We start from the raw sequence: 13,876 nt of genomic DNA, 5'->3' as shown, positions 1-13,876 counted from the left end.
AATTAAAATTTAACTGTTAAACCTAAAGAGATTGTTCTAACAACTCCATAATTATTCAAAGAAAGGCCATTGTTAGCAGAAGCACCTATACTAGCCAATCTAGGATCCATTCCCTTTCTTTTACTCCACATTGCAAGGTTTGTTCCATAAAGACCAAATCTAAGTCCAGAAAGACCTTGAGGCAAAATACTTTTATCAAAATCATAACTAATAGAGGCATCTTGTAAACTGATATAATCAGATTTGATTAAGAATAAATCAGAAGCAGCCATTTGGTTCGGTCTTGATAAGTCTAATGCTGGAAGTGGTGCATCAGTATTGGTAGGTGTCCAAGTGTTATAAACATCCTTATGATAATTTTGTCCAATATTATCTGGTCCTGAAGGAAGCATTCCTTGGTAAACATTATCATACATATAACCACCAAATTGGAAAGCAAAATTAACTGCAAGGCTTACCCCTTTATAGCTCACATTAGTTCCGAAACCACCGTATGCTTTAGGATTTAGAGTTTTATCACTCAAATATAATTTTGCTTTCGTATAATCATTAGTAGTCACCTTATTTCCAGAAGCATCATCCATATACCATAAAGCATCACCATTTTCCTTATCAACTCCGGCAAATTGTCTTAGGTAATAAGTATACGCTGAAGATCCTTTATCAAATTTGAAAATACCTGATACAAAACTTGCAGGTAAGAATGTAATCTCATTTTTATAGTGAGTTGCGTTAGCAAATAAATTCCAAGTAAAATCCTGATTATTAATAATACTTGCATCTATTGAAACTTCAACTCCTCTATTTTTCATATCTCCAACATTCGTTGAAATAAATCTTGTCCCAGTAGAAGATGGTAATGGTTTGTTATAAATCATATCCTTCACCCCTCTTTCAAAATATTGAGCATCAATATTAATCCTGTTGAAAAGACTTAATTCAAAGCCAGCATTAAGGTTTCTTGAAACCTCCCACTTAATATCTCTATTTCCTTCGTAAACTTGCACAATTGTTGCATTTCCTTGAGAATCTGGAACAACTTCATATTGAGATTCATAAGCATAATAATTTCTTCCATATCCGAAATATGTTCTATTATTAAGGTTTACATTCCCAGCATACAAGATATTATCGTTTCCTTGCTCCCCGTAACTTGCTTTAAGCTTTAAATTTGTTACCACTTTATTTCCTTTCAAGAAATTCTCATTAGTAGCAACCCATGCTGCTCCAAGTCCGAAAAAGTTACCCCATCTGTTTTCTGGAGCAAACACAGAAGAACCATCTCTTCTAAAACTTGCATTTACAAAGTATTTATTATCATAGTTATAGTTAACTCTTGAAAGATAACCTTCTACTTTATATAAATCGTTAAACCCATTTAATGCGGAATATTTAGTTCCATTACTTAATATTGGAAGATCTGGAATTGCAATATTATTTTTAACTCCCGCTATCATCTTGCTGGTAAAATCGGAAGTTTCATGACCAACCATTGCACTTATACTATGTTTTCCAAATGTTTTATTCCAATTTAATAATTGCTGATTGGTCACAGTATAATCATTTGTTGTTGCATTAGTAATAGTACCTCCATACCCTGCAGCATCACCACCAATGTTATTAGAATAATTAGTGTAATAGCCACTTAATAAATCATACCCTAAATTATATGTGAAGTTGAAATCTTTAAGGAAATTCACAGAAGCATAAGCTCTACCACTTAAATTATCCTCCGAATTTCTTTTAATATCTAATAAAGTAGTTCCATATGGATTTAAAGTTCCACCATAAGGGCGGGCTAATCCCATTGGTCCAGTAAGAGTTCCAAAGTCATATACTCTTTGACCGTTAGAATCAAGTATAAAACCTCCATTTGTATTTCTTGCCCATATCGGATAAATTGGAGCAATATTCCTTGCCCAACTGAAAAGGTTACTATACTGGCTAGATGAAGCACCTTGGATAGGTGCATTTTGTTCAGTTCTAGCATAGTTTAAATTAACACCAACTTTAATATCAGAAGTAAGTCTTAATTCATTATTTAATCTAGCTGTATACCTATCAAATCCAGAATTTATAACATACCCTTCATCATTAAGATAACCAAAAGACAAGTAAGTATCATTTTTATCAGAAGAATTAGCTATATTAATGTTATATTCTTGACGAACTCTATCTTTAAATAGATTTTTGTTCCAATCATCATGATACAACAATTTTGCATTTTTATTAATTTTCCCTGTCGCAGGGTCTATAATCTGATTATCAGCGACATTATAATTATTATAAACCAAATAATCAGGGATCATTGTGTTTATTGCATTTGTCACGGCATTACCCATCGACATTCCTTTATAAACACCATCAGTTACCAATCTATTATAGAAAACTTCATAATATTCTCCCGGATCAGTAATGATATCATATTCTTTAACGGCTCGTGAGTTCACCCCGAACTTAGTGTCAAAAGTAACTGAGAACCTACCTTTTTTAGCTTTCTTTGTTGTAATAAGGATAACCCCATTTGCACCTCGGCTACCATATAATGCGTTTGCTGATGCATCTTTTAAAAATGAAATGGTTTCAATATCCTGATTTGAAATCGCATTAATATTACCATTAAAAGGCACCCCATCGACAACATACAAAGGATTATTTGAAGAAGAAAGAGATCCAATACCTCTAAATCTAACCTGCGGAGGATCTCCTGGTTGTCCCGAATTAGCGGAGATTTGTACCCCACCAACCTTTCCGGTTAAAGATTGAACAGCATTTGATGCCTGAGCATCCTCTAACTGTTTTGCATTAATTGTCGTAATTGACCCTGTAATACTCTGCTTTTTCTGAGTACCATAAGCAACAACAACAACTTCTTCGATCTGCTGCTCTTTAGTAACAGAATCTTTTTTTGTTTTCTGTGCAAAAGCTGTATGCCCTAAAAAAAACAATGCGCCAGCACTTAATACACGTAATTTCACATTCATATTAACAAATTTTAATATATTTAAGAGAGCAAATATGTTAATAAATATTAATACTGGCAACTTTTTAATTTGGCGATAATTATGATAAATACGATATATAAAAATTAATATTTTACTTCGTACATTAAAATTTAACAAAAAATAACATTTAACATTTCAATAAAACAAATTTTCCACAGTTCAAAATATCTTTAACAAACATTTATCATCCTTAAAAATATTATTTAGAATTATTATAAATTATCAGACGGTTATAAATTCCAAAGGAGCCTATTTTTCAATAGGCTCTTCTGAATTTATTTGTATGCTTAATTTAACCAGCAATAATGCTTAATAAACTATTAAGATCATCAATATTTTTGAATTTATTTTTTTTAAAATTTTGATCTAATTCCTCGGATTTATTAGGAAATAATGCTTTAATTTCATCTTTTTTCAATGGAGTAATTACCTTTTTAGCCATATCAAACAAAAAATAATCTGGTTTAGTTCTTGAAAACTTCGGGGGCCTAGCTTGATCATAGGTATTCTCCGCAACTTTTCCTGGCGTAAAGGTTATATTCTCTTTTCGAACAATTACATAATTATTTTTATCCGAAGAGGAATCAATATAATATTTCCCATTAATCAATCTCACAACATATTCATTATTGATTTTAAAATAATCAGCCTCTTCTTTTGGAATTTTATAATATTTATCATCATTCTTTAAGATAATTTCATCATTATAGATATTATATCTTAAAAGAAAAGCTCCACTCTCTCCTTTAATCATTGATGGCAAAAACTCTTTTTCTAAAAAAGGAGACCCATCATAATTATCATTATCGGCACTTTCTCCAACGCCAATTTTATTAACCGAATTAGACAACAATCTATTGTTATTAAGATTGTAAAGCACAGCACTTTGCCCAAAACAGAAGCTAAAGCCTAAAAATGACAATATAATTCCCGTCTTTTTCATTTTAAATATTTTCTTTTTTTATTGAGGTTGTTAATTTCCTACAAACGCTTCTTTTTTGTTTCCGTAAGCCGCCGTAGTACCTTTAAGGTAATAATTCCCATACACAGTTAAAGTCTTTGTACACGGATTAAATGATGAAACTTGTGAAGCATCAGTAGATTGCTTAACCCAAATAGGAGCTCCGGCATATGGAGCAGCACTATAGTTTGATCCCGTATATTGATCCGGAATAGTAACTACATATGTATCCGGATTATAATTTAACACCAAATCTATACCTACGTCTAAAAAGTCCTTTACCTTCAATTGATTCGTCGTTGACGATTGAACAATATCATAATTTCCATTTGGAGTATTCCAAAAAGCCTCTGTATTTTTAAAATTACCATTCATCAACGTAGCCGAGCATTTCAATGACATACTCATTGTATATGTTTGATAATCTATAATAGCATTCTGAATAGAATTCGATTGTAATTTAAAAACAGCTTTTTTAGCCACACTGGTCGCTCCGCTTTCCAACAATCGCACAACGAAAACTCCATTAACCTTACCAGAAGGATTATCAGTACCTTTCACAAGTTGGAAATCAACTCCTTCTTTTGCAGTTGAACTTGGATCTAAAACTAATTTCACCTCCTTATCTCCAGATACCTGCGAAATTGTTCCATATTTAACTTCAACATCTTTATGTCCACTACCCTGTTCTATTAACTGATCCGAACCTGCTGTTACAAAATGTAAATATGGCTCACCTTCGTAATGAATTTCATCATTTGTACATGACATAACAAGACAAACAAGAAATAGATATATATACTTTATTGTTTTCATTTCTAAGTTTTTTTTAATTAATACCCAGGATTCTGTTGAATTGTTGGATTTCCTTGCAGCTCAGCTCTTGGAATAGGCAGCGACCTCATACGATAATCATTAATTGGTATAGTCACCGGGATCGTTTTCACATCGTCTGTGGGATCCCTATCAATAGCCACTCCAGCAATTGCCCCCAATCTCTTTAAGTCTAAATATCTATGCCCTTCCAAATAGAGCTCTTTCCTTCTCTCCAAAAGGATATCAACATATGCCTGCTGTTTACTTGAATATACCGGTAAATCCACAGGACCCAGGTAGTTACGCGCATCCCTAACATTCTTTATAAGTGTTGCAGCCGTAGTGAAACTACCTTCTTCAACAGCGCATTCAGCTAAAATAAAATACATCTCAGATAACCTGAAAATTGGAATATCGTTTCTTAATACATTCTGACTTAAAACCTTTTCTCGTGTAGGGTCTGTAGGAATTGGATCAGGCGCCAAAGTTGCTCTGCCAGGATATTTATCTATCACAAGCACATCCAGAGCTCTGTAATTATCTATAGTCGCGTAATTGGAATTAATTACAGCAGTAGGATCAATATAGGCAAACCTCCTAATATCTCCAGGAGTACTAGCATACAGGTTAAAAGTTTTTCTACCCATATCATACAAAATAGATCCATTAGCCTGCGACGCATTGGTTGCAAACAGAGTTACAATATTTCCCCAGCTTTGAAGTTGCGGCCTGTTTAAAGAAAATATTAATTCTCTCGGATTACCAGTATCTGTATTATTCCACATTTTAACGTATGGATTCTTGGAAGTATATGCATTCAGATCTTTATGAGCCTGATTATTTTGAGCCAAATTACCTGGATTAGGAGGACTTGCCACCGTAAGTGATAAACCAGAAGTATTTAACACCGCCTGTGCCGCAGCTTTAGCTTGAGGATACATACCTCTGTATAAATAATACCTTGCTTTAAAGGCATTTAAAAAATTTTTCGTAATCCTGTAATAATCACCACTGGTTGTCAAATTACTTTCTGCAAAGGCGACATCCGCATCAATTAATGCAAAAATTTGAGAATTCGCAACCCTTGGTTTAGTTTCTGTCAACTCAGGGACATCTTCTATTAGCATAACCCCTAAAGCATTAGGATCTTTCATGTCTGTAGAAAAATAGGACAAAAGAGTAAAATAAGAAAATGCTCTTATTAGTCTGGTCTGCGAAACCACATTATTATATCTAGCTCGTTCAGACTCTGCCGGCACTATACCCTTGGCTCCTACCAAAAGCCTGTTAGCCCTATTTATTGTTGTATAATTCCCGAGCCAGATACCAGAAGTAGGCCCATTAGTAATATCAAGGTAAAATTGATGAGCACTAAGTGCCAACTCAGAATTCTGAGGCCCCATCCCCAACTCATCAGTTATTTGAGCAGATAAAAATAAATTATTGGTAATATCTAAACTAGTATATACAGCACCATTAAGGTATTTATCTAAATCGTTTGTATTAGTGAATGTCGACTCACCATTCAGTTCTCCCGCCTGCGTGATATCCAATGCATCATTACAAGAAGATACACTTACAATAACAGCTAAGGATAATATTGTTGTTTTAAAAATACTTTTCATATTGAATAATTAATAATTACTAAAAATCTAAATTAGCTCCAATTGAGAACGTTCTTGGGTTTGGATAAACACTTAAAGGAAATGTACCCAATCCCTCAGGGTCATACCCTCTCCATTTTGTCCAGGTAAAAATATTTTCACCTTGAATAAAGATTCTAGCAGCCTTCAGTATAGATTTTTCATTAAAGAATTTTTTAGGCACATTGTACCCTAGAGTTACATTCTTCATCCTCAGGAAGGATGCATCATACAGAAGTCTATCAGTAATGCTAGACATGGGCGCATTTAACGAAGGAATATCTGTATTAGTGTTAGTAGGGGTCCACGCATTAAGCAAATCAGCAGAAACATTATTTCCAGCACGCATATATGATGGATTTAATGCCCATGCCAACTGATTGTCTGATCTCCAGAACTTAGCTTGGAATGAGAATAATGCATCTAAGAAAAACCCTTTATATTCACTATTAAAGCCAAAACCTCCCGTGTACTTTGGAAAATAGTTTTTCCCCGTTTTTCTTCTGTCTTTATCTAATGCTTGTTCTGATACATTTCCGTTTGAATCCAAATATAACTCATTTCCATTATTAGGATTCACCCCTAAATAAGGCACTAGATTCCATTCATTGATGCTACCTCCTTCTACTAAAAGTAAAGATCCTGTACTTACTGGAATTGACAGTTTTTTAATAGTATTTTTATTATATGAACCGTTAGCAAATATTGTTAACTTATAATCTGATTTGTTAAAAATATTATATCTCAGCACCGCTTCAAAACCTTCATTTTTTAAAGCTCCATAATTACCTCTATAAGTATATTGACTGGTAATTGCTGATGAAGGAATATTATAATAAAGCATATCGGTATCTTTTCTGTAGACATCAAAATTACCTTCCAGCCTATTCTTAAACAATTTAAAATCCAACCCGAAGTTTGTTTGTTTAACCTCTTCCCATCGAAGTGTAGGATTTGCTATATTACTAACAAAATAACCTGAAGTGTTGGAATACCCATTTCCAACCACATTCAAATCCCTTGTAATACCAGTTCCTAAAAGCATAGGATTCGTATCATCTCCAGCCGCAATTACGTTAGCATTCCCTTGGGTACCATAAGAAGCTCTCAACTTCAACATATCGAATATTGATCCCTGCATAAAGTTTTCTTTATCAATATTCCAACGTCCTCCGACAGACCAAAACGTTCCCCATTTATTACCAGGAGCAAATCTATAACTACCATCCCGTCTTAATGTTCCACTAAAACCATATTTATCTTTATAATCGTAATCTGCCGTTGCAAAATAAGAAAGGGAACCAGCAGTAGCCTTAAATGCCGAAACCGATGGTAGATAAATATTTCTCACAGGATCGAAAGCAATATACCCGACACCTGACCCAATCGCAAATGATCTTGGATCTAAACCATTTTGAGTTTGACTACTTGAATAGAAATGAACCTTATTATACTCTAAATATGCTCCTACTCCAATAGTATGATCTCCTAATACTTTATTATAATTAACGCTAGAAACTGTAGTAAAGTTCAGCTCTCTGGAGTTACCAATAGTCTCACTACCTCCGTACTCTGTCCCATTTGTTGCAGCAACCACCAACGAAAGATACCCATTAGGATTTCTTCCTGCCATTGAATTCCCTATTTTAACATCTACCCCCGTTCTATTATTAAGCGTAAAGTCATCTGTAAGTTTGTAGGATGTAGTTACATTAGTGAAAATAGAAGTTTCATTGAAACGCCCAAATACGGACTGATCACCCCTAAGTACATCCTCAAGAATGTAAGCAAAATTACCCTCCGCTCCGGAATTAGTCCCAATTGCATTAAATAAATCGCGACCATTAGCATATTGCCCAGAAGCAATATAAGGCAAAGCCAGAAAAGATCCTATTAATGGATTTTGAACATAATTTCCATTTATACCCGAATTACTTTCTTGATTCAGCTGTTTTCTAGCAGAATACCCCAAACCAACTATAGCAGTATAATTAAACCTCTTATCAGCTGATCTACCTGTGATATTATTTCTAAATGTAAATCTCTTAAAATTAGTATTCGGAACCAAACCTCCTTGCTCCAAATATCCTAATGATGAATATACCGATGTATTTTCACCACCAAAAGTTGCAGAAACATTATGTTGCTGGGTTACATCTGCCTTAAAGAAAGTTTTTTCCCAATTTGTATTAATTGGATAGTTTGCAATTTCTTCATCAGTAAGCTTTCCCCCTGTAAGACTTGTTTGATTATTATTTTTTTGAATCCTAAGTAACTGCTGAGCATTTGCCATATTGTATTTGTTTTTAGGCATAACACTAACCCCAGTCATAGTACTATAGCTTAATCTCAATTTTGAGTTAAACTTACCTCCTTTAGTTCTAATCAACAATACTCCATTTGCTCCCCTATTTCCATAAATTGAAGTCGCTGCCGCATCTCTCAAAATTGAGATAGATTCTATATCCTCCGAATTTAAATTCCTAAACTGATTAGCCCCAGTAGGAACCCCATCAATAATCACTAATGGCTCTGTATCTGCCGAAAGTGATGAAATCCCTCTAATAACCAGATCAATTTTTGCAGAACCAGGAGAACCCGAATTAGACGCAATAGTAACACCAGGAGCAGAACCTTGTAATGAGTTTAGAAAACTAACATTTGGTCTGTTCTCTAAAACCTCCGCATTTACAGTAGTATTCGCACTGACATCCTTAGGCTTAGTTAAAGTTCTATTGTACCCTAAAACTACAACCTCCTCAATATCTTTTGATTTGATTGTATCATTTTTTTTAACAGTTTGTGCATTATATAGGCCACATATAAAAAACAACGCGCCAGCACTCACCACCCGTAATTTAACATTCATATTAACATATTTTAATATATACAAGACAAATATGTTAATTAATACTAATATTTACAAATACATTAAATTAATAATATAAAACAAATTTAACTTTAATTCAAAAATCACATTAAATTGAATAATTATTTATAATAAAAACATATAAATATTAAATAAAAAAAACATTATTATAACTATTTAACTTAAATAATAATAATATAATAAAATGTTAAAAAAACAATTTAGAATCAATATAAATTATGTTTTTAAACAAAAAAAACCACTTTTATAAAAAAGTGGTTTTCAAATATTTAGATAATTAATAAATTATTTCAATTTCTTCTTCACTGCAACTTCTTCATATACTTCAAGAATATCGCCGATTTCAATATCGTTATAACCTTTTAAATTCAATCCACATTCGTAACCTTTGGTTACTTCTTTCACATCATCTTTAAAACGCTTTAAACTCTCCAGTTCCCCGTCAAATTTAACGATACCGTCTCTTAGAACTCTTACCTTAGCACTTCTTGTAACCTTCCCTGAAAGAACCATACATCCGGCAATTGTTCCCACCTTCGAAATTTTAAATACTTCTCTGATTTCCACATTACCAATTACCTGTTCTTTAATTTCAGGAGAAAGCATACCTTCCATTGCCTCTTTTACCTCATCAATAGCTGCATAAATTACAGAATAAGTTCTGATCTCAATTTCTTCCTTATCTGCTAATTCTTTAGCATTACCACCAGCCCTAACATTAAATCCAATGATAATAGCATCCGAAGCTGTAGCTAAGTTAACATCAGATTCTGTAATCTGACCAACTCCCTTATGTAAGATATTAACACTGATCTCTTCCGTTGACAACCTTTGCAATTGATCTGATAACGCTTCAACAGAACCATCCACGTCACCTTTCAGGATTATATTCAACTCCTTGAACTCACCTAGAGCAATTCTTCTTCCAAGTTCTTCAAGCGTTGTATGTTTCTTAGTTCTGATAGAAAGCTCTCTTTGAAGCTGCTCTCTCTTATTGGCAATAGTTTTTGCCTCACTCTCATCAGCATAGACTTTAAATTTATCCCCTGCTGTTGGAGCACCATCCAGACCTAAAATAGTAACCGGGATTGATGGCCCTGCCTCTTTAAGGTTTCTACCACGTTCATCAAGCATTGCTTTCACTTTACCATGGTTTTTCCCTGCAAGTACATAATCACCAACTCTTAAAGTTCCGGTTTGCACCAGCATCGTAGCTACGTATCCTCTTCCTTTATCTAAAGAAGCTTCAATTACAACTCCCTGAGCATTTCTATTCGGATTAGCTTTCAGTTCAAGCATTTCTGCCTGAAGCAACACTTTCTCCAATAAAAGATCAATATTATTACCAAACTTCGCAGAAATTTCCTGCGCCTGAACATTACCACCCCATTCTTCAACCAAAATATTCATACCAGATAATTGCTGACGGATATTATCAGGATTTGCACCCGGCTTATCAACTTTATTCAAAGCGATAATCATTGGTACACCTGCTGCCTGCGCGTGAGAGATCGCCTCTTTAGTCTGAGGCATTACATCATCATCGGCTGCAATTACAATAATAGCAATATCGGTAATCTGAGCACCCCTTGCTCTCATAGCCGTAAAGGCTTCGTGACCAGGAGTATCCAGGAAGGTAATCCTCTGCCCGTTTTCTAACTTCACATTATATGCTCCAATGTGCTGTGTAATACCTCCTGATTCACCAGCGATAACATTGGTTTTTCTGATGTAATCAAGTAAGGATGTTTTACCGTGGTCAACGTGTCCCATTACGGTTACAATTGGTGCTCTTGGAGAAAGATCCTCCTCTGCATCCATATCTTCTTCAGATTCTGCTTCTTCAAGATCAGCATCCGAAAACTCAATTTTATAACCAAATTCATCAGCTACCAATAATAAGGTATCAGCTTCAAGTCTCTGGTTCATAGTTACCATAACACCTAGAGAGAAACATGCGGAAATAACTTCTGTTGGAGAAACGTTCATCAAACTGGCAAGTTCCCCTACTGTAATAAATTCAGTAACTTTTAATGTTCTATCCTGTGCATCAATCTCTTGCTGACGTTCATCCTGCTCTCTACGATAAGTTCTCTTATCTTTTCTATGCTTAGCAGATTTAGATTTACCTCCTTTATTAGTTAACTTCTCAAGGGTTTCTTTAATCTGATTCTTTACTTGCTCATCAGTTAGCTCCACAGGCATTGTTCTTTGCCCCGGTCTATTATTCTGACCCCCTTTCTTGAATCCACCACCCTGACCTTGTGGACGGTTTCCTTGATTGTTATTATTGTACGGACGGTTTCCACCAGGACCACCTTGACCTTGCGGGCGATTACCTTGGCCACCCTGACCTTGTGGGCGGTTGCCTTGATTACCCCCTTGCGGACGGTTTCCTTGCCCCCCTTGCTGATTGTTTCCTCCAGCCTGTTGATTGTTCCCTGTATTCTGTTGATTAGGTCCTCCAGGTTTTTCAATCCTTTTTCTTTTCTTCTTCGCACCTGAGTTAGGCTTAGGAGCAAATTGCGTTAAATCAATTTTTTCACCAACAATCTTAGGTCCGTCTAATTTTTGATAAACGGTTTCAATTTTCTGAGGCTCCTGAGATTGCTCGTCATCTTTTACAGATTCTTCCTTCACAGCATCAATTGGTTTGGCCTCAGTTTCAACAACTGGTTTTGGAGTTTCTTTCACAACTTCAATTGGTTTTTCTTCAGCTTTTTTCTCCTCCACTTTTGGTTTATCTTTTTTAACTGGTCTGTTTCTTGACTCTATTTGTGACAAGTCAATTTTATCCAGAACTTTAAATTCCTGTTTCTCTGTAGCTGCTTTAGTTTCAGGTTCCGGTTCTGACACTATCTCTTCCTTCTTCTCAACCGGAGGAGTTACAGGAACAACCGGAGCCTCAGAAATCTCTTCAGCCTCAGGTTTCTTAGAATCCAAATCTATTTTACCTAAAATTTTAGTTTCTGGTTTATTAGCTTTAGCTCTTATTACTTCAGGGGTTTTCTTTTCTTCTATTTCCAGTTTTTCTTCCGGAACTTTAATGATCACCACCTCATGGGAAGCTTTACGTTGTTCGCCATCCTTGGCAAACTCAGCCTCCAATGCAGAATATGCCGCTTCTTCTAATTGAGCGTTAGGATTGTTTTCAACCTCGAAATCCTTTGACTGTAAAAACTCTACTAATCTGGACATCGAAATGTTGAATTCCTTAACCGCTTTATTTAATCTTATTTTTGGCATTTATATTATTTACTGTTTTTTTAATTTCTAAAATTAAAGTATTTCTTTTTTACTTTTTATTAAAATTTATTTAAAATCTTAATCTTCAAATTCTTCTCTCAGAATGCGCTTTACATCTTCGATGGTTTCTTCTTCAAGGTCAACCATATTTAAAAGACTTTCAGTATCCTTATCCAATACTGATTTCGCAGTAGTAAGACCTACTTTCTTAAATTCATCCAAAATCCACTGCTCGATATCGTCATTAAATTCTCTCAAATCAACATCGTCATCCTCGCTAGACTCTCTATAAACATCTATTTCATACCCTGTCAACCAAGAAGCCAGTCTGATATTTTGACCTTGCTTTCCAATTACTTTAGAAATTTCTTCTACAGGTGTATAAACTAACGCATAGCTACTGTTCTCATTGATGTCTATTTTGTTAATTGTAACGTTACCTAACGCTCTCTTAACTAAAATTTCAGGATTTTTAGACCACTGAATAACATCTATATTTTCATTTTTCAACTCTCTTACAACCCCATGAATCCTGGATCCCTTTACACCCACACAAGCACCAACCGGATCAATTCTATCATCATAAGCATCTACGGCAATTTTAGCCTTTTCACCAGGAATTCTTACCACTTTTTTAAGCATAATCGTTCCATCCTGAATCTCAGGAATCTCCAGCTCCAATAATTTCTCAAGGAACTTAGGTGCAGTTCTGGAAATAATAATTTGTGGCTTTGAACCTTTAAAATCAACTGACTCTACGATAGCTCTGATGTTCTCTCCTTTTTTAAAGAAGTCAGAAGGAATCTGGTTTTCTTTTGGTAAAATAAATTCATTACCCTCATCATCTAACAAAATTACATGTTTGTGACGAATATGATGAATTTCTCCAACAACAATCTCTCCAATTCTGTCTCTGAACTGCTCATACAACATTGCATTATTATGCTCCTGAAGTTTTGTAGCGAGAATCTGCTTCAAAGTTAATATATTTCTTCTTCCCAGCTGTGCAACAGGAATCTCCATTGTAAAGTCTTCCCCTACTTCAAAAGTCGGATCGATTTTTTTAGCTTCAGAAATTTCAATTTCCAAATCATCGTCTTCCGACATCTCATCCTCTACGATTGTTTTATTTAAAAATATCTGAAAATCCCCCTTATCAGGGTTTACAATCACATCAAAATGATCATCTGAATCAAACCTTTTTCTCAAAAGAGTTTTCAGTGAATCTTCAATAATTGCCATAAGATCAATTTTACTGATCCCTTTTTCGTCTTTAAAATCACCAAAGGATTCAATCAACGCTATATTATCCATT

Annotated in this window: 7 protein-coding genes; all 7 read right to left on the bottom strand. The window is 34.6% G+C overall.

Going from position 1 to position 13,876, the window contains the following annotated elements:
- Positions 1-2: 2 nt before the first annotated feature.
- The 7 genes from AC0INN_RS12710 to nusA all read right to left on the bottom strand — a co-directional run bounded on the left by AC0INN_RS12710 (position 3) and on the right by nusA (position 13,875).
- Positions 3-2,984 (bottom strand): SusC/RagA family TonB-linked outer membrane protein, encoded by a 2,982-nt coding sequence (locus AC0INN_RS12710; RefSeq protein ID WP_273650496.1) that lies wholly within the window; start codon positions 2,982-2,984, stop codon positions 3-5.
- A 313-nt stretch (positions 2,985-3,297) separates the two neighbouring features.
- The gene (locus AC0INN_RS12705; protein WP_273650495.1) at positions 3,298-3,948 is read right to left on the bottom strand and encodes a hypothetical protein; all 651 of its coding nucleotides are present in this window, start codon (positions 3,946-3,948) and stop codon (positions 3,298-3,300) included.
- 30 nt (positions 3,949-3,978) lie between these two features.
- The gene (locus AC0INN_RS12700; protein ID WP_273650494.1) at positions 3,979-4,782 is read right to left on the bottom strand and encodes a hypothetical protein; all 804 of its coding nucleotides are present in this window, start codon (positions 4,780-4,782) and stop codon (positions 3,979-3,981) included.
- A 17-nt stretch (positions 4,783-4,799) separates the two neighbouring features.
- Positions 4,800-6,407, bottom strand: coding sequence for a RagB/SusD family nutrient uptake outer membrane protein (locus tag AC0INN_RS12695; RefSeq protein WP_273650493.1), 1,608 nt, complete (start codon positions 6,405-6,407; stop codon positions 4,800-4,802).
- A 19-nt stretch (positions 6,408-6,426) separates the two neighbouring features.
- Positions 6,427-9,294, bottom strand: coding sequence for a SusC/RagA family TonB-linked outer membrane protein (locus AC0INN_RS12690; RefSeq protein ID WP_273650492.1), 2,868 nt, complete (start codon positions 9,292-9,294; stop codon positions 6,427-6,429).
- 306 nt (positions 9,295-9,600) lie between these two features.
- Positions 9,601-12,561, bottom strand: coding sequence for a translation initiation factor IF-2 (gene infB / locus AC0INN_RS12685; RefSeq protein WP_273650491.1), 2,961 nt, complete (start codon positions 12,559-12,561; stop codon positions 9,601-9,603).
- A gap of 78 nt (positions 12,562-12,639) precedes the next feature.
- The gene (gene nusA, locus AC0INN_RS12680; RefSeq protein ID WP_172282359.1) at positions 12,640-13,875 is read right to left on the bottom strand and encodes a transcription termination factor NusA; all 1,236 of its coding nucleotides are present in this window, start codon (positions 13,873-13,875) and stop codon (positions 12,640-12,642) included.
- Position 13,876: the final 1 nt, after the last annotated feature.

The sequence above is a fragment of the Chryseobacterium subflavum genome, from assembly GCF_055762745.1.
The sequence above is the reverse complement of the archived record's forward strand: the minus strand, read 5'-3'. Positions and strand labels throughout refer to the sequence as shown.